Source organism: Thalassovita mediterranea (assembly GCF_001458435.1).
Lineage (GTDB): Bacteria > Pseudomonadota > Alphaproteobacteria > Rhodobacterales > Rhodobacteraceae > Thalassobius > Thalassobius mediterraneus.
Genome location: NZ_CYSF01000017.1, coordinates 41,101 through 59,246, shown reverse-complemented (window position 1 = coordinate 59,246; position 18,146 = coordinate 41,101). Strand labels below are relative to the sequence as shown.

At 59.3% G+C, this 18,146-nt stretch carries 17 protein-coding genes; 3 read left to right on the top strand and 14 right to left on the bottom strand.

Features of this window, described 5'->3' with window-relative positions; all coding sequences use genetic code 11:
* Positions 1 to 8: 8 nt before the first annotated feature.
* From radA to TM5383_RS13815, 14 genes are all read right to left on the bottom strand, one after another.
* Positions 9 to 1,376 carry a DNA repair protein RadA gene (gene radA / locus TM5383_RS13880; protein ID WP_058319652.1) on the bottom strand — a complete coding sequence of 456 codons (1,368 nt, stop codon included), beginning with the start codon at positions 1,374 to 1,376 and terminating at the stop codon, positions 9 to 11.
* A gap of 44 nt (positions 1,377 to 1,420) precedes the next feature.
* Positions 1,421 to 1,867 (bottom strand): paraquat-inducible protein A, encoded by a 447-nt coding sequence (locus tag TM5383_RS13875; RefSeq protein WP_058319651.1) that lies wholly within the window; start codon positions 1,865 to 1,867, stop codon positions 1,421 to 1,423.
* A complete protein-coding gene (locus tag TM5383_RS13870; protein WP_058319650.1) occupies positions 1,867 to 2,253 on the bottom strand; it encodes a hypothetical protein in 387 nt (128 codons plus the stop codon). The genes TM5383_RS13875 and TM5383_RS13870 overlap by 1 nt, the downstream gene beginning before the upstream one ends.
* Before the next feature lie 89 nt (positions 2,254 to 2,342).
* Entirely contained in the window at positions 2,343 to 3,089 is a 747-nt protein-coding gene (locus TM5383_RS13865) for an ABC transporter ATP-binding protein (RefSeq protein WP_058319649.1), read from the bottom strand.
* Positions 3,086 to 3,868, bottom strand: coding sequence for an MlaE family ABC transporter permease (locus TM5383_RS13860; RefSeq protein WP_058319648.1), 783 nt, complete (start codon positions 3,866 to 3,868; stop codon positions 3,086 to 3,088). The genes TM5383_RS13865 and TM5383_RS13860 overlap by 4 nt, the downstream gene beginning before the upstream one ends.
* Positions 3,865 to 4,923, bottom strand: coding sequence for an alanine racemase (gene alr / locus TM5383_RS13855; protein ID WP_058319647.1), 1,059 nt, complete (start codon positions 4,921 to 4,923; stop codon positions 3,865 to 3,867). The genes TM5383_RS13860 and alr overlap by 4 nt, the downstream gene beginning before the upstream one ends.
* A 148-nt stretch (positions 4,924 to 5,071) precedes the next feature.
* Positions 5,072 to 6,577, bottom strand: coding sequence for a replicative DNA helicase (locus tag TM5383_RS13850; RefSeq protein WP_058319646.1), 1,506 nt, complete (start codon positions 6,575 to 6,577; stop codon positions 5,072 to 5,074).
* 240 nt (positions 6,578 to 6,817) lie between these two features.
* Positions 6,818 to 7,498: an orotate phosphoribosyltransferase gene (locus TM5383_RS13845; protein WP_058319645.1), complete on the bottom strand. Its 681-nt coding sequence runs from the start codon at positions 7,496 to 7,498 to the stop codon at positions 6,818 to 6,820.
* A gap of 291 nt (positions 7,499 to 7,789) precedes the next feature.
* Positions 7,790 to 8,830, bottom strand: a complete 1,041-nt coding sequence (gene pyrC, locus TM5383_RS13840; RefSeq protein ID WP_058319644.1) for a dihydroorotase — start codon at positions 8,828 to 8,830, stop codon at positions 7,790 to 7,792.
* 48 nt (positions 8,831 to 8,878) lie between these two features.
* Positions 8,879 to 9,883, bottom strand: a complete 1,005-nt coding sequence (locus tag TM5383_RS13835; RefSeq protein WP_058319643.1) for a hypothetical protein — start codon at positions 9,881 to 9,883, stop codon at positions 8,879 to 8,881.
* A gap of 158 nt (positions 9,884 to 10,041) precedes the next feature.
* Entirely contained in the window at positions 10,042 to 11,085 is a 1,044-nt protein-coding gene (locus TM5383_RS13830; RefSeq protein WP_058319642.1) for a glycosyltransferase family 2 protein, read from the bottom strand.
* A 3-nt stretch (positions 11,086 to 11,088) separates the two neighbouring features.
* Positions 11,089 to 13,497 carry a glycosyltransferase family 2 protein gene (locus TM5383_RS13825; RefSeq protein ID WP_058319641.1) on the bottom strand — a complete coding sequence of 803 codons (2,409 nt, stop codon included), beginning with the start codon at positions 13,495 to 13,497 and terminating at the stop codon, positions 11,089 to 11,091.
* Positions 13,497 to 14,201, bottom strand: coding sequence for a sulfotransferase family protein (locus TM5383_RS13820; protein WP_076400051.1), 705 nt, complete (start codon positions 14,199 to 14,201; stop codon positions 13,497 to 13,499). The genes TM5383_RS13825 and TM5383_RS13820 overlap by 1 nt, the downstream gene beginning before the upstream one ends.
* Positions 14,198 to 15,229 (bottom strand): glycosyltransferase family 2 protein, encoded by a 1,032-nt coding sequence (locus tag TM5383_RS13815; protein WP_058319640.1) that lies wholly within the window; start codon positions 15,227 to 15,229, stop codon positions 14,198 to 14,200. Before TM5383_RS13815 ends, TM5383_RS13820 begins: the two co-directional genes overlap by 4 nt.
* A 274-nt stretch (positions 15,230 to 15,503) precedes the next feature.
* On the opposite strand from TM5383_RS13815, the gene TM5383_RS13810 reads away from it, so the two are divergent.
* The 3 genes from TM5383_RS13810 to TM5383_RS13800 all read left to right on the top strand — a co-directional run bounded on the left by TM5383_RS13810 (position 15,504) and on the right by TM5383_RS13800 (position 18,134).
* Positions 15,504 to 16,412 carry an AAA family ATPase gene (locus TM5383_RS13810; protein WP_058319639.1) on the top strand — a complete coding sequence of 303 codons (909 nt, stop codon included), beginning with the start codon at positions 15,504 to 15,506 and terminating at the stop codon, positions 16,410 to 16,412.
* Positions 16,409 to 16,801 carry a hypothetical protein gene (locus TM5383_RS13805; protein ID WP_058319638.1) on the top strand — a complete coding sequence of 131 codons (393 nt, stop codon included), beginning with the start codon at positions 16,409 to 16,411 and terminating at the stop codon, positions 16,799 to 16,801. Before TM5383_RS13810 ends, TM5383_RS13805 begins: the two co-directional genes overlap by 4 nt.
* Before the next feature lie 76 nt (positions 16,802 to 16,877).
* Positions 16,878 to 18,134 carry a vWA domain-containing protein gene (locus tag TM5383_RS13800; RefSeq protein WP_058319856.1) on the top strand — a complete coding sequence of 419 codons (1,257 nt, stop codon included), beginning with the start codon at positions 16,878 to 16,880 and terminating at the stop codon, positions 18,132 to 18,134.
* The last annotated feature ends 12 nt before the right edge of the window (positions 18,135 to 18,146 follow it).

Sequence of the window (18,146 nt, the reverse complement as noted above, 5' to 3'; positions counted from 1 at the left end):
GTGGCACCTTATCCGGCACCGAAAATATCACCAACAAATGCGGTCAGATCTGCGTAGGATCGCAGGGTCAGACCGTCGCCGCCGGTGATTTTCCCACCGGATGGCACGATGGCTGAGGTGAAACCAAGTTTTTGCGCTTCTTTCAACCTGTTTTCGCCCTGACCGACGGGACGTAGGGCGCCTGACAGCGAAATCTCACCGAAAACCACGGTATCAGCGGGCAAGGCCGCATCTTCGCGCGCCGACAACAGTGCAGCGGCCACCGCCAGATCAGCCGCAGGCTCGCGCACTTTCAGCCCGCCCGCGACATTCAGGTAGACGTCGAGGCCCGCAAAAGGAATCCCACACCGCGCCTCTAGCACCGCAAGGATCATCGCTAGACGCGAGGCGTCCCAGCCCACAACAGATCGCCGCGCCTGCGCATGCGGCGAGGGGGCGATCAGCGCCTGAAACTCGACCAAGACAGGCCGTGTGCCTTCGATGCCGGAAAAGACGACCGATCCGGGGGATGGTTCGCCGCGTTCGGACAGGAACAGGGCCGATGGGTTAATGACCTCGGATAGCCCACCGCCGGTCATTTCAAACACCCCGATCTCATCTGCAGGGCCAAAACGGTTTTTCACCGCGCGCAGGATGCGGAATTGATGGCCGCGTTCGCCCTCAAAATACAGCACCGTGTCGACCATATGTTCGACCACGCGGGGGCCAGCGATCTGGCCCTCTTTGGTGACGTGGCCGACCATGACAATTGAAATGCCTTTACGCTTGGCAAAGTTGGTCAGCTCATGCGCCGCTGCGCGCACCTGAGAGACGGAGCCGGGTGCGCTGTCCACATTGTCGGCCCACATGGTCTGGATGGAATCGATGATGGCCAACTGCGGCATCTCTGCCTCCAGCGTGGTGAGGATGTTGCGCAGGTTGGTTTCTGCCGCCAGTTTCACCGGCGCATCCGATAGGCCAAGGCGCTGGGCCCGCATCCGCACCTGCGCCGATGCTTCTTCGCCGCTGACATAGATGGTTTTCAGGCCCGCCTGTGCAAAGCGTGCCGCCGCCTGCAATAACAGCGTCGATTTACCGATGCCCGGATCACCGCCCACCAGAATGGCACTGGCCGGCACCAGACCACCGCCCAGAACGCGGTCCAATTCATCTAGCCCGCTTTGGGTGCGGGGCGGCGGCGCTTCCTCGGTCGACAGGTCGGTCAGTTCCAATGCCGATCCGCGCTGCCCGCCCAGCGATTTGGACGCGGGACCTGCCGAGAGCGGCGTATCCTCGACAATGGTGTTCCATTCGCCGCAGCCGTCACAACGACCGGACCATTTGGTGAAAGAGCTGCCGCAGGCGCTGCAGCTGAAGGTTTTGTTTTGCTTGGCCATGGCGCCTTGATGCAACAGCGGGCGTCAGGCGTCAAATGAGGATTTCAGCGCCGCGTGCCACGGCGTGATTGCCAACCCTCGGCCAGCGACAGGCCGAGAGAGAGGAGGATACAGCCGGAGAAGAGGTAAAGCCCCCACGAGACCTCTACCGTGGCCAATCCGACGCCTTTCACCACCACCACATACAGCGCGATAAGGAATATATCGGCCATCGCCAGTTTGCCCAATACGGTCAACGCGGGCAGGGTGCGGTGATCCAGCAGGCCAAACTGCACCAGCGCCAAGCCCAGCGTTTTCACATAGGGTGCAAACAGCGCAAAGAAGGTGACGAGGAGAGCGAGGGCTACGTCGCTGTCCCAAAGGCTCTGCAGGCCAGAGATGACGCTGATTTCACTGAGGCCAAAGAGCGGCAGTAGCCCTGCGCGCAACAAGGGCGCAAACCACGCGATGGGAAACAGGATCAGCAGACAAAGGTTCAGCGCCCGCAGCATCAGATCAAAACGGCCCAGCCGGTCAGCGCGATCAGACAGGTGATCAAGATCATGATAAAGACGTCCATCACACTCCATCCATGGTCACGGCCCGTGCGAAACCAGTCAAACAGCAGCCAGCCGTAAAATACCAGTGCCGCAAAATCGCGGAAGGTGCGCAGGGCGGGATCGCTGATCCATGTTGGTGGAACCAGCCACGACAGGAACAACAAAACAGCTGCGATAACGCAGGACCATGCGGCGCGGGGTGGGGTCGACTCGCGCAGGCGCAGCAGCGCTGACAGCGCAATCATGATCGGCAGGGTCATCACCAATAGGGTGATCAATGACAACAAAACAGGTGACATGCCGGGGGCCAGTTCTGCGATCAGCGGTGTGGTGTGCATGTCTGTTCCGTCTTCTCCGGCCTTTTGGTTCTGGGGTCGTTCATCTTGGGGGCGTATCGCCCCAAGTCTTTGTTTGCCCCAGACTGCGCTTAGCGCACGGCCTCAATCGGGCCGTCGGCGCGGCCATTGATAAACTGATCCAAATATGGATCGCCCGATGTGTCCATGTCTGCAACGGGTCCGGTCCATTTGATCACACCGTCATGCAGCATTGCAACGTTGTCGGCAATGGCGCGAACCGAGGTCATATCGTGGGTGATGGTCATCGCCGTGGCGCCCATTTCCACCACAATTTCACGGATCAGGTCGTTAATGACGCCGGACATAATCGGGTCGAGGCCCGTCGTCGGCTCATCAAAAAAGATGATCTCTGGCTCGGCCGCGATGGCACGCGCCAGCCCCACACGTTTCTGCATTCCGCCGGACAGCTCAGACGGGAACAAATCCGCCACATCCGGTTTCAGGCCCACGCGGCGCAGTTTCTCAATCGCGATTTCGCGGGCCTCGGTCTTGGGGCGTTTCAGGCTGCCGCGCATCAGACGGAAGGCGACGTTCTGCCAGACGCTGAGGCTGTCAAAAAGGGCGGCGCCCTGAAACAACATGCCAAAGCGCGCAAGGAAAGCGTCACGGTCGCCGACGCCAACGTTCTGACCATCCAGCGTGATCTGGCCGCTATCCGGTGTGATCAGCCCCAGAACGGATTTCAGCAGCACCGATTTCCCGGTGCCCGACCCGCCGATGATCACCATGGAGCTGCCCTTGGCAATCGTCAGGTTGGCGCCGCGCAGAACCTGCTTGGGGCCAAAGGATTTGTGAACGTCGCGTAGTTCGATCATGCTGAGAAAAACACCTCGGTCAGAATGTAGTTCGCGGCAAAGATCAGGACCGAGGCCGCAACAACCGCCGATTTGGTCGCAGCACCCACGCCCTGCGCCCCACGGCCAGAGTGCATGCCGTAAAAGCAGCCCACGGTGGCGACGATGAAACCAAAGACCGCACCTTTGACAAGGCCGGACATCACATCGCCAAATTCTAGGAAATCATAGGTGACCTTCAGATAGGTGGCAGCGTTGAAATCAAGGCGGGTCACCCCCACCAGATAACCGCCCATGATGCCGATCACATCGCCCACGCCGACCAGACAGGGCACTGCAAGCGTTGCCGCCAGAACGCGGGGCAGGGTCAGGTATTTCATCGGGTTGGTCGACAAGGTGACCAAGGCATCAATCTGTTCGGTCACTTTCATCGTGGCAATTTCGGCCGCGATGGAACTGGCAACGCGCGCTGCCACCATCAGACCGCCCAGAACAGGGCCAAGTTCGCGCACCATGCCAATGGCGACGATGGAGGGCACCACAGCCTCTGCCGAAAAGCGTGCGCTGCCTGCGTAGATCTGCAATGCCAGCGCACCGCCGGTGAACAGTGTGGTCATGCCCACCACAGGCAGGCTCAACCAGCCGATTTGCACCAAGGCGTTCAGAAATTCGCGGCCATAAAACGGTGGGCGCAGCAGATGGGTCACCGTTTCCAGCGCAAACAGGGTCAGACGCCCCACCACTGCCAGCATCGCCAGCACCTGCGCCCCAAAGGCGCCCAGACCACGTAGCAAGATCATCCGCCGATATAATGGCGCCCATAGCGCCGTCCCAGAGAGGTGAGGATTTCATAACCGATGGTGCCTGCGATATCCGCCAGATCATCCACGGTTTGTTGCGCGTTCAGGATCTCAACCGCCTCAGGTTCCGCAGCCAGATCGGTGACGTCCACAGTGATCAGGTCCATCGACACACGGCCCACCACCGGACAGGCCACGCCATCCGCATAGACGTTCAGCGATGCGCCGTTCAGCCCGTTGCCGATCACGCGGTGCAACCCGTCCGCATAGCCCGCCGCAACTGTGGCGATGCGGCTGGGGCGTTTGGCGATCCAGTTGTTGCCATAGCCCACGCTTTCGCCTGTCGCGACATCGCGCACTTGGATCACGGGCAGCGATACGGTGACAACCGGCTGCGCCTCCTCAAACGGGAAGCCGCCATAAAGGCCGATGCCCGGACGCACCAGGTCGAAGTGGTAGTCAGATCCCAGAAGGATGCCGCCGGTGGCCGACAGGGCGCGCGGTACGGTGACGCCTGCGGTCATCTCTTTGAAACAGGCCAGTTGCTGGGCGTTCATCGGATGATCCGGCTCATCCGCACAGGCCAGATGCGACATCACCAAGCGCAGATCGCCACACTCAGCCCGTTGGCGTTGTTCGGCCCATTCCGCAGGTTCCATGCCCAGACGGTTCATGCCGCTGTCGAGCTGCACGCCATAGCCGCGATGGGGTAGGGCAGAGCGGTGGCGGTCGAGTTGCGCGGTGGAATTTAGCATCGGGATCAGATCCAGATCGCGGATCAGATCGGTGTCGCCCGCGCCGTGGCCGGAGAAGACGCAGATCTCGGCCCCGTCACAGATTGCATCGCGGATTGGCACTGCTTCTTCTGCGGCGGCCACAAAGAACCGGCGCACGCCAGCCTGACACAGGGCCTTGGCCACATTGGCCGAGCCGAGGCCATAGCCGTCCGCCTTGATCACCGCAGTGGTTTCCACAGAGGCGGCGGATTTTGCATTAAGCGCCCGCCAGTTGGCAATCAGCGCGTCAAAGTCGATGGTGAGGGTCGATACTGTCATGCGCCTGTTTTGCCAGACCGTTGTTGCGGGTCAAGGTGAAAGCGCATGGCAGGGATCAAAACGCTGCGCGTTGTGGCGCGGCTGTGCGATTTGAGTATTTGGGGATCATTGAAAGGGGGACAGCGGTGCCCCCCAGTATGCGTCAGGATCAGTGATAACCCTGATCGTCCTGCTGCCATTTTTTGACGAGGTTGCCAAAGCGGGTGAACTGCGCCTCAAACGACAGTTCAACCGTGCCGATGGGACCGTGACGCTGTTTGCCAACGATCACCTCGGCTTTGGCGTGCAGGCGTTCCATGGCCTCGCGCCATTCCTGCATTTTTTCCAGCTCTTCCTCGCCGGGTTTTTCCCGTTCCTTATAGTATTCCTCACGGAACACGAACATAACCACATCCGCATCCTGTTCGATTGACCCGGATTCACGCAGATCCGACAGCTGCGGGCGTTTATCGTCGCGGCTTTCCACGTTACGCGACAGCTGGGACAGGGCAATCACCGGGATGTTCAGCTCTTTGGCGATCGCTTTCATGCCCATCGAAATCTCGGCGATTTCGTTCACACGGTTGTCGGACATACCACGGCAAAGCTGCAGATAGTCGATCACCAGTAGGTCGAGGCCATGCGTCCGTTTCAGGCGCCGCGCGCGGGCGGCAAGCTGGCTGATCGGGATCGCCGGCGTGTCGTCGATGAACAGCGGGCAGGCTTCCAGCTCTTTTGCGGCCTGCACGAAACGGCGGAATTCTTCCTCCGTCATGTCACCCTGACGGATTTTGTGGGATGAAATTTCCGAGGCTTCGGCCAGAACACGACCCGCCAGCTGTTCGGCGCTCATCTCGAGCGAGAAGAAGCCGACAACGCCGCCTTCAATCGCGCCTTCGGTGCCGTCCTGTTTCAACCCGCGTTTATAGGCCTTGGCCACGTTGAACGCGATGTTGGTGGCAAGCGAGGTTTTCCCCATCGACGGACGACCGGCAAGGATCAAAAGGTCCGACGGGTGCAGGCCGCCCAGCTGTTTGTCCAGATCCACCAGACCGGTGGAGATACCAGCCATGCCGCCGCCACGCTGATAGGCCTCGTTGGTGACGTTCACCGCTTCGGTCACAGCCTTCAGGAAGGATTTGAAACCGGATTCCGTTTGACCCTGTTCAGACAGCTGGTAGAGCTTTTGTTCTGCCTCAACGATCTGCTCTTTCGGCTCTGACGCCACGTCCACACGGCGCGCCTTTTCCGAGATGTCACCGCCAAGGCGGATCAGCTCGCGCCGGATCGCCAGATCATAGATCATCTGCGCATAGTCACGCACCGCAAAGGCCGAGATCGACGCACCCGCCAGACGCACCAGATAGGCGGGGCCGCCAAGGGCCTTCAGCCCCTCATCCTCTTCCAGAAACGCCTTCAGCGTGACCGGTGTGGCCAGCTGGTTCTTGGCGATCCGTGCGGCGGCCACCTCATAGATGCGCTGGTGCACGGGTTCGTAGAAATGATGCGCGGTGATGATCGACGCGATCTTGTCGTAGACATCGTTGTTGGTCAGCACCGCGCCCAGAAGCTGCTGTTCAGCCTCGATGGAATGCGGCATCGGATCGCTGGCATCACTTGCCTCTGGCTGCATTTCAGCCGGTGCGGTTTGGTTGATCGGTGCGATTTCGTTCATGGAATGATGTCCCCCGCTAGGGCGAGGTTCTACGCTATGGGACCAAGGGGCGGCAAATGGTATATTTCTGGGGGTTAGCCTGTGAATAGGCTGGGGATAACCCGTTTTCCTACCGCATTTTGTCGTGTGGTCGCTGTCTGTGTCAATATCTGGGTTCTGGATGGTCCCAGAGGTGACAAAGGCACGCCTGATGATCCTATGCGGATCGGCGTGCCTTTGCTGATGATTGCGGCGAAAGACTTAGTCTTTCTTGTTCGCTTCCTGCCAGGCGCGGGGATCGTTGAGGAAGGCCTCGACCTCGCTCAAGGTTTCCTCATCAAAGGCTTTCTGCGCTTTGGCTTCGGCCAGAACATCCCACCAGGTGCAGAGGTAGTGCAGTTCCACGCCGTGATCGCCCAGACGTTTCGTGGTTTCTGGGAAGATGTCGTAGTAGAAGATCACTGCGGTGTGGCCACAGTCGGCCCCCGTGTCACGGATCGCATCGACGAAGGACAGTTTGGAACCGCCGTCGGTGGTCATATCCTCAACCAGCAGAACGCGCTGACCTTCGCTCATCACACCTTCGATGCGGGCGTTGCGACCGTAGCCTTTGGGTTTCTTGCGCACATAGGTCATCGGCAGCGCCATGCGTTCGGCAACCAGCGCGCCAAACGGAATACCTGCGGTTTCACCACCTGCGACGTTGTCAAACGCCTCAAACCCCGCGTTGCGCATGACGGTCACGGTCAGGAAGTCCATCAGCGTGGTGCGGATGCGCGGGAAAGAGATCAGTTTGCGGCAATCCACATAGCTGGGCGAGGGCAGGCCAGAGGCCAGCGTATAGGGTTCACGCGCGTTGAAATTCACCGCACCGATTTCCAGCAGCATACGGGCAGAGAGGCGGGCGATTTCTTCTTTCGACGGGTAGGCGGTGGGGATCATTGGGCAGAACCTTTTGGATACGATCAGCAGCTTGCGCGCTGATAGCCGATCTAGGGCCGCGATGTCGAGAGGGGTTGCGCGCAGGCTACGATAGGCTTCTGATTTTAGTCCCGCCCAACAGGCACTGTTGGGCCGCGCCGTTGCGCCCCCGTCAAACCAAAGGTTTGCCTCCGGCAAAACGGGCGGCGCGATTGCGCCTCCCCTCGGAACGGCGCTCGGTTGCAAGATCATGCCAAAAAATGCGGGCTGCGCCTACCCAGACAGGCGCAGCCCTTTCGTTCAAATGACGACTTACGCCACTTTCCAATGCACCGGGAAACCGGGGTCGAAGACGGTGACGGGGCCGTCTTCGCTGACGATGTGGCTGGGGAACGTGGTTGCAGCGTCGTTCTTTACCAGTGTCAGCGAACCTGCGTTCACCGGCAGGCGGTAGAAGGCGGGGCCGTTTTCACTGGCGAATTTGGCGAGGTTGTCCAGCTTGCCCTCTTCCTCAAATACATGTGCCAGAAGCGGCATGGTGTTTGTGGCGGTGAAACAGCCAGCGCAGCCGCAGGGTTGCAGCTTGTTTTCATCCGTGTGCGGCGCGGAGTCGGTGCCGAGGAAGAAACGCGCATCGCCCGAGGTGGCGGCGGCGCGTAGCGCCAGACGGTGTTCTTCGCGTTTGGCCACGGGCAAGCAGTAGTAGTGCGGCTTGATCCCACCGGCCAGAATGTGGTTGCGGTTGATGATCAGGTGGTGCGTGGTGATCGTGGCGCCCAGATCGCTGTCCTGACTGCGCACATACTCAGCTGCATTGGCGGTGGTGATATGTTCCATCACCACCCGCAGGCCCGGCGTGCTGCGGCGGATTGGGTCCAGCACGCGGTCAATGAACACCGCTTCGCGATCAAAGATGTCGATGTGGTTGTCCGTCACCTCACCATGAGTGCACAGGGGCAGGCCAATCTCGGCCATCTTTTCCAGCACGGGGCGGACCTTGTCGAAGTTGGTCACACCGGATGCAGAGTTGGTGGTGGCGCCTGCGGGATACAGCTTCACCGCTTTGACCAGACCGCTGGCATGGGCGGCGGCGACGTCTGCGGGATCTGTATCCTCTGTCAGGTAGAGGGTCATCAGCGGTTCAAACGCCATGCCTTCGGGCAGGGCCGCCAGAATGCGGTCGCGGTAGGCGCCAGCCTGCGCACCGGTCACAACCGGCGGCACCAGATTGGGCATGATGATCGCACGGCCAAAATCGCGGGCGGTTTCGGGCAGGACGGCGGCCAGCATCGCGCCATCGCGCAGATGCAGGTGCCAGTCATCGGGGCGGGGGATGGTGATCGTGGTGCTCATGCCCCCGCGCTTACACAAAGAGAGGTGTAAACGCTAGGGGCAGGGCATTCATTCTGCGTCTTTTGCAGGGGCTGTTGTTGGCGCGGTTTCAGGCGCAACCTCGACGCCGGGAATACGGATCTTGCCGGCGCGCGCCGCACTCTCCAGGGCGTTCAAGCGGCGCTGGATACGTGGGGCGTGCATGCGTTTGACCACGTTTTGACAGATCAGCGCTGTCATCCACGGACGTTCGGCGCTGTCCATACGTGCAATCAGGCCACGCAGATAGCGCGGGTAATCGCGACGCGCCCGCAGCAGGCGCGCAAATTCCATCTCATCAAAACGCCCCTCGCCAATTGCTTCGATCATTGGAAAGAGAACCTCCATCGACATCAGGTCCGATTGCAGCACGCTGCCCATGTTTGGCATCCGCAGTTTTGTCACATTGCGGCGGGTAAAGAGTGCGGCGTGCATGGCGTCAAATTCTTCGCGGGGATCGTAAACGATATAGCCCTGCTGTGCGGCATCCATCATATCGGGCGCATAGCCGAAACGATCGGTAAAGGAGGTGCGGCGCATTTCGATGAAACGTGGGTCCCATTCGGTGACGCGCGGGTCCAGCGTGGCCTGCGGTTGCACTGCCAGAACATGTGCGCCGGGCGCGGCAACTGAGTAGGCGGCGGCGGCATAGCCACAGGGGCCAGCGCCGTAAAATACGACACGATCGAATTCCTCAAAGAAACCATCATCGATCAGACGGTCAAAGAAGCCGTAAATTTCAGGCGCACGGAACCAGGTGTCGCCATCACTGACAACAGACAGGTGTGACCAGCCCAGGGCACGGGCAAAGTCCCACCCAAGCGGCTGTGCTTCTTCCGAGAGGGATTGAATGCCTGCCAGCGTTTCAAAGGTGACCAGCAGAATGGGTTTTTCGTCCACAAACCCAGCCACATGGCGTTTGCCTAGCGGCTGAAAGAAACCGGTTTCTTCGGTCACTTCGCGGTAGCGTTCCAGCCATTCAGCCTTTTTCAGACCGTTTAGCGGGGTATCTAGCGGGTTCGGGGCGTCCAACATCACTCAATTCCTCAACAACCTGGCCCTTTTGGACCTGACTTATGCAGGCCGGACCTTGGGGCTTTGGGTGAAATGTGCCGCTGATTTGGGGCAAAAATGCGGAGAATTGGCGGGAATAGCGGGGCTTTTGCCGCACAATGGGGCGGCAATAAGGCAGATTATTTGGCTTTGCGGGCTTTGTTGGCGTGATGCAACAGAAACCGCGCGGCCTGTTCGCTGACAGGTTGGCTGGGTGGTGTCATCACCAATCTGGCAAAAAGTGCGCGATAGGGTTCTTCGTCCATCAGCGCATCAAAGCGCGCATGACGCCATGCAACTGCCTGATCGTGCAGACGGGCCAGATCGGCATCCGCCCTAAGTGCGCCAAGGGCGGCCTGCATCTGCGGGGCAAGCGCAGTTATGCTGCGATCCTCGCTGGTGTTGAAGTTGCGTTCAACCCAATAATCCATGCCCAATTGATCGCCGTCATGCACCGCGCGGCCGCGGTCGGATTTCAGCACATAGCTTTCCATCGCGCCCAGCGGGTAGTGGTTTAGCTGCGCCAACGCGTAGTTCGACCGCCCGAAGGGGGAAAAGATCTGGCTGCGGGCAAATTTCGGCGGCAACTCGCGCCCCTCGCCATCAAACCAACGTTGGTCTTGCAGCCGGTCGGGATCAGGTTGGCGGGGGCGGTGGACGCCTAGTTTGCCGTAGCTGCCGTCATTGCGATAAAGGGTTTTGAACATCGACGCGCGCCATGGCCAATACATCACCACGGGGGCGGCGCGGAAAAACGTCTGTGTGACAGGGGCATCCACAAACCGTGCTTGCCCCGCGTTGCCAAACAGCCGCCATGTCAGCGGGATCGCGGTGGCATCGGGCAGGGCGTCCAGCAGCGCAGACAGGGTGTGATCACCCACATGGATGTTCACAAATTCATCAACGTCCAAGGTCATCACCCAGTCTGCGGTCTGCATCAGGGGATGTTTTTCCGCCAGCTTGTAAGCAGTAAACTGAATGCCGCCTTTGCCATAGGGGCCATCATTGCGCACATGGGTCAGCTGTCCCATGTCCTGCAAACGGTCCAACATCAGGTCGGTGCCATCCTGACAGTCGTTGGAGAATACGAGAAAATCAGTGAAGCCGACCATCCGGTGATGGGCCAACCACTCCAGTAGAAAGGCACCTTCGTTGCGTACGGTCAGAACCGCCAGCGCGCGCACCGCCTAGCTCTCCATATCAAGGGCCAGCGCATAGGCCACGCGCTCGACCTCGCTGAGTTTTAGCTTGATCGCCTGCTGGTAGAGGTCTTCGAACTCATCCATGCCATGCAGCTCTGCCGCTTTAGCCTGGTGCCAAGCATAGCCCTTTTTGTGCCATTCGCGCAGGGTGTCATCCTGCATCAGCCGGTCATATTCTTCCTGCAAACGCGGCAGGTTGCGTTGGATGGTGACATCGGTGAAATCGGACCAGTCCATGCGGATCCAGTAATTGAGCCCGATCGAGCGATCCACATGCAGGGCGCGGCCCCGCTGGCGTTTGACCAGATAGCTTTCGGCGCTGCGCAGGGCGTAGTGGTTCAGCTGGATCAGATCATACCCGATGGATTTCTTGGAGCTGCGCCAGCCCTTTTCAGCCGCCTCACGGGTCATATCCTTGCCCGATCCGTTGACCCATTTGACCTTCGTTTTGAACCCGTCATCCAATTTGTTCGGACGGTGGCAAGAGATTTTCTCATAGGCGCCGATGTTCTTGAACATCGTCTTGAATCCCCAAACGGTGTGGGGTTTCGGGCAAAACTTGGGGGCGGCTTTGTCGAACTGACCGATGACAAACTGATCGTTCAACGCGCGCACATCGTTGTGGCCAAACAGCCGCCATGTCATCGCGACATTGGTGGCATCCGGCACCTCCTTGAAGAAGTCCTGAAGCGTGCCATTGCCGCAGCGCACGTTGATAAATTCGTCCACATCAATATGCGCGATCCAATCGGCGTTTTGCAGCACTGGTTCCTTTTGCGCCTGATTAAGGGCGTATTGCTGGGGCGAATTGCCTTTCCAGTCGTCGTTATTGCGATGCTGCAGCACGCCCATCTCTTGTAGGCGGTCCAAAATCTCGCTGGTGCCGTCGGAACAATCGTTGGTGTAGATGAGGAAGTTATCCACCCCCATTGCACGGTGATAGGCGACCCATTCGACGATATAGGGGGCCTCGTTTTTCATGCAGCCAACGATGATGTTGCCGGTAGAGCCCTTTTTCAGCTTGCGCGGTTTGATCGCCTTGTAGGGCTTGCCCAGCTTGGTTTCCTCGACCAAACCGATGTCGTTGTGCGGTTTGAAGGATGAGGTTTGCAGCTTCTCAAAATTCTGCACCGCCAGCGGCGGCATGATTGCGCGCGCGGCGTCGGACAGGCCGTCCTTGGCTTTTGGTTTGTCAGCTTTCGGCGCTGCCTTTTCGGGTGCGGGTGCGGGTGCGGGGGCTGACGACGCAGCGGCGTGCAGTTTGTCCAGCTCCGCCTGTTTTGCGTCGCGCTCTTCACGGGTGAATTTGTTGATCCGGTGCAGGAAAGACAACAGATACTGCGTGGCACGGAACCCGCGTGTCGGGTCAGCCTCTTCCCAGTCAGGCAGGGGGGCGTCGGGTTTCAGACTGTCCTTGGTCAGCGCGGGGTGCGCCTTGATCAGCGCCTTGTTGGCTGCCGTGAAGCCATCCGAAATGGTCGACAGGCTGCCTGCAGCCAGCGGCGGGCCGTCGACCTCAACCTCTGCCATGAACTTGCGCCACATCTGGCGGTTGATCAGCTTGTTCGATTTCTTCAGCAGATGCAGGAACAATTCGTTCATCATCCGTCCGCGCGTCAGCCATGCGGCGGCGGGCTGCTGTGGCGCCGGCGCGGCATTTGCGCGACCGATGGTTTGGTCGATGTCAAACATGGCGCGGATTTCATCGGTGACGTTTTCCGAATAAATCAATGCCTCATCATAGGGGCGGAACCGAACCGATCCTTTGCCAAAGACCGCTTCCCATTCGGCTTGCAAGCGGGTGTAGTCCAGCCAGAACGGCGGGTGCTGGATTTCCAGAAACTCGCCATGTTCGGGCACGATCTCATGCGCCTCCAGTAGGGCGTCATCCCACCAGTCGGCGGTGCCCGCCATATCCATTTCACGCGACAGAGAGGTTGCGCGCCCCTCCATCACCTGCGCGCCATAGCGGCGTGCCAGTAGGCGGGCCTGTTCGTCGATATGGGCGACGACGATGACCTCTGCCTCCAGTGGGGCCAGCAACTCTTTCATGCGTTCGATTTCCGAACGGCGCGCCAGCGATTCACCCAACTGGCTGGCCGACAGGATCAGCTTGTCGGGGCGCACGGCAGCCACATCGCGCACAATGGCGCGCTGCACCTCCAAAAACAGCTCGCGCTGCTTGGCGGGATCAATCTGGCCCCGGTTGTAGCGCAGGGTGTCAACGTGATCGGGATCAGTCACCGCCATATAAAGGCGGGTGTGGTTTTTGCCACCTGCGCCGCGCGGAAACAGGATGCCTTTGCTTTCCAGCTGTTCGCGCTTTTGCGCCATCACGTCCTGAATGCGGGCCGCGCCCACCTGTTCCAAACCAATGTGCAGGTAAATCTGCATCAGACGGCCTCCGTCTTGTTGGTGTCATCGTTGTCGGGGTCGGATGCGTCCGTGCCCTGAGCGTCGGTGGCGGGTGTTACTTTGGGGTTGGTGCGGTTGCGATTGGCGTGGCCCCACCAGGGCACTTTGCGCCCGATCAATGCGGCCAGTTGCGCACGTGCAGCGCTCGTCCGGATATCAAGGCGCAGGTAGGCATCGCTGCCAGCAAAAATCTGGTCTAGGTGGTCATAATGCGCGCTAATCCAGCGCTGGCGCTCATGATCCGCGCCGCCATATCCCTGTGGTAGACCAGGTTGATCATGTCCCGGCAGACGTTCCGACCCCAGATTGGACCAGCGGAGCATTGAATCCGAGATGTCCGCCACAGGCCGCCAGCTGGCAAAGAACTTTGCCTCGGGGTGGTGGGTACGGATGGCGGTGATAATGCCGAAATCCATTTGCGGCCACAACGATTGCCCCGCGCGCAGCAGGCTGATTTCGCTGAAGGCATCAAATTCATCCAAGTAAGCCAGCGGGTCGCCAGTGCGGTAGTAGGCCTCATAGATCAGGTTGGCGACATATTCGTCTTTCAGGTGATCATCCTTGGTCTGGCCTGCACGAATGCGATGATCCGCTGTGTGCAGACAGGCCCGTCGCAGGGCGCGCGCCACTGTGGTGGTGCCCGTTTTCGGCAATCCCAGATTGATGACGCGCAGCCGGCTCATACCGGCAGGTCCAGACGTTTGATCAGATCTTCTTCTTGCGGGGGCAGTGTCGAGGCCGCGCGCAGCTGATCGCGCATTGCCTGATAGGCAGGTTGCGATAGCAGCTCATCCCGCTTGGCACGGTGCAGTTCGCAGGATTGATCGTGCAGCGCCTTGATCTCAGGGTCGGATTTCAATTCTTCCAGCGCGGCTTCCAGATCGGGCAGATAGCGTTGGATGCTGGTATCTTCCCATGCGGGGTCATTGCGTTCGCGCCAATAGGTGTCATCAAACGCACGGTTTTCGCGGTTCACATCCCCACGGTCGTTTTTCACCAGATAGCTGTCCAGAGAACGCAGCGCGTAGTGGTTCAGCGTTGCAAATCGGCGCGCACCCTGGGCGGGGAATTTGCGGATGCGGCGCGGGTTGGCTGCGACCAGAAACTTGTGCTGCACATCGCGACCTGATCCATCGGTCCAGCTGGGCCGTTTACGCGGCGGGAGTTTTTCACGGAAAAACGGACGGTGCGCGCCGAAATACTGCAGCGGGAAATCATGACGCATCAGTGATTTCACCTCGATCGCAGTATCACCGCACCAAAGGTCAGGATTGTGGGACCGGGTGAACTGGCTGATCACCGGGCGATCTTCGAACGCCTCAATTCCGTCGCTGGCAAAAAACTGAAAGTTGAGAGAAATAGCTTGCGGATTGCCACAAGCCTCGACCAAGGCAGGGATCGTGTGATCGCCCACGTGAATGTTCAAAAACTCATCCACATCTGCAACCCAGACCCAATCTGCCTCTGTCACGATTTCCTGTTTGGCGGCGTGTTTCAACGCCTCCATCTGGTAATTGCGCCCTTCGGCGGGGTTTGGCAGGTGCTGTACAATGCCCCGCACCGCCAGAGCATCCAACATGGTGTCGGTGCCATCGGTGCAATCGTTGGAATAAAACAGGTGATCGGTGACCCCGATCAGCCGGTTGAAAGCAATCCATTCCAGCAGAAACGGGCCTTCGTTTTTCACGCAGGTGACAGCCGTTATTCGCATCTGCCTGCCTCTCTGTCCGATATGCGGATCACTGGGGAACTCTCTGCTCTCGAAACGACTGATATTGTTGATGGTTTAGTCGTCTGTTTCCTGTTTGTGTACAATTCCACAACGGGTGCGTCAATTGTCCGACGGCTGCTTTCGCCTGCCTGTCGCACGGGATCCACACTGGGCGTTGGGGGCAGGCGCCGCGGTATCACATCTAGGTCAGGGGGATCACCATGCTTGACCTTTCGCGGGGAACGCGCATCTCTTGGCGGTAGGGAGGACGGCAATGGAACATGTGACGTCGATTGAGGATTTACAAAACCAACTGGCAGGGCAGGGGTATGTCTGTGGTCGCGCGCTGGCGACGGTGGGGTTTTTATCACTGCGGCTGGGCCGTCCGCTGTTTCTGGAAGGTGAGGCAGGCACCGGCAAGACCGAGATCGCCAAGGCCATCGCCGCCGCACTGGGGCGTCGGTTGATCCGGTTGCAATGCTATGAAGGGCTGGATGCAGCATCGGCAGTCTATGAATGGAACTTTGCCGAACAGATGATTGCCATCCGCACGGCAGAGGCCGCAGGGGGCGCTGATCGCACCGCGTTGAAGGCAGAGCTGTTTTCCGATGACTACCTGATTGAACGGCCCCTGTTGCAGGCCATGCGCCCGCAGGAAGGTGGCGCGCCGGTACTGTTGATCGACGAAATCGACCGCACCGATGAACCGTTCGAGGCGTTCCTCTTAGAGGCGCTCAGCGACTATCAGGTGACGATCCCCGAGTTGGGCACCGTGCAGGCGCAGGAACCGCCCATCGTGATCCTCACCTCCAACCGCACGCGCGAAGTGCATGATGCCTTGAAGCGACGCTGCCTTTATCACTGGGTCGACTACCCCGATTTCGAGCGCGAGCTGGAGATTTTGCAAGCCCGCGCGCCCGAAGCCGCGGAAAGCCTTAGCCGCGAGGTGGTGGCCTTTGTTCAACGTCTGCGGACCGAGGATCTGTTCAAAAAACCCGGTGTTGCTGAAACCATTGATTGGGCCAAATGCCTGCTGGCGCTAGATGTGCTCACCCTCAGCCCAGAGGTGATTGCAGATACCTTGGGCGCGGTGCTGAAATATCAGGATGATATCCAAAGATTGCAGGGCAGCGAGGTGAAACGTATCTTGGATGATGTCAATTCAAGTCTGGATACCGCATGATTTTATTTCGCCCCACGGGTTACAAAGAACTATTGCTGATCAAAGAAAGTGGCTGGAGTGACTGGCCGCCTCGTTTGCCTGATCAACCCATTTTCTATCCTGTGATCACCCAACTCTACGCCGAAAAGATCGCGCGGGATTGGAATTCGGTGCTCGCTGCACCGGACAATTATGGATTTGTTACCAAGTTTGAAATCGATGAAGACACCGCAGCGCGATATCCTGTCGAGCAAGCTGGAGGCAAAGCACATGAGGAACTCTGGGTCCCTGCAGAAGATTTGATTGCGTTTAATCGTGGTATTGTAGGGCAGATCACACCTGTTAAGGCGTTCAAGGACAAAGCCGCCTATCCTCTGGATCAAGCGCTGGTAGAGATCGGGGCGACATGATCTGTCCTCATGCTGACAACATACGCAAGTGGATCCCGTATGGGATAGGTTGGCAGCTTTGTTTCTGGCCTTCAATATGACCCAGCTGCCGGATCTGGACCTGCCTGAGGTTCCCAAGCTTAGTCACAACATCATCTATTTCGCCCGTGCCCTGCGCAAGGCGGGGTTGGCGATTGGGCCGGGGCGGGTGATTGACGCGATCCGCGCGGTGGAAGCGGCGGGGTTTAGCCGCAAAGAGGATTTCTATTGGACCCTGCACGCCTGTTTCGTCAGCCGCCCCGAACAGCGCGCAGTGTTTTCGCAGGTGTTCCGCCTCTACTGGCGCGATCCGCGTTATCTGGAACATATGATGGCGATGCTGCTGCCTTCGGTGCGCGGCGTGCAAGACGAACGCAAAGCCCGCGCCGCTGAAAAACGCGCGGCAGAGGCGTTGCTGGAAGGGCAACAGCCCGATACGCCCCCCGATGTACCAGACGCCGATGAAGTGAAGATCGAGGTTGATGCCAGCCACACCGCCTCTGCCGAGGAAAAGCTGCGCTCTTTGGATTTTGAACAGATGAGCACGGAGGAGATTGCGGCCGCGAAACGGATGATCGCCCGTCTGAAACTGCCGGTGCAGCCCATACGGTCGCGTCGGGTGAAACCCTCGCTGAGGGGGCACGCGATTGATTGGCGCCGTAGCATGCGACAGTCGCTGCGGATCGGGGGCGAGGTGCAGCAACTGATGCTGAAACAGCACCGCACCCGCTGGCCCAATCTGGTGGTGCTTTGCGATATTTCGGGATCTATGTCGCAATACAGTCGGATGATTTTGCATTTCCTCCATGCAGTCGCCAATGAAAAGGGTGCAGGCTGGGCGCGGGTGCATGGGTTCACCTTTGGCACGCGGCTGACCAATATCACCCGTCATCTGGGTACCCGTGACGTGGATCAGGCACTGGCCCTTGCAGGGGCAGAGGCACAGGATTGGGAAGGTGGCACGCGCATTGGCGACTGCCTGCATCGGTTCAATCAGGATTGGTCGCGTCGCGTCTTAGGTCAGGGTGCGGTGGTGTTGCTGATCACCGACGGTTTGGATCGCGGTGAACCGCAGGCGCTGGGCCGCGCGATGGAACGGTTGCATCTGTCGTCCCGTCGGCTCATCTGGATCAATCCCTTGCTGCGCTGGGATGGGTTCGCGCCGCGTGCGCAGGGCATCCGCGCCATGCTGCCCCATGTGGATGCCTTCCGCGCGGGGCATTCCATCGCCTCGCTTGAGGCGTTGGCCGAAGTTATCACAGATGCGCGCGATCACGGCGAAAAGGCGCGGTTGATGCAGATGATCGCGCCTTGATGTCACCCGTAG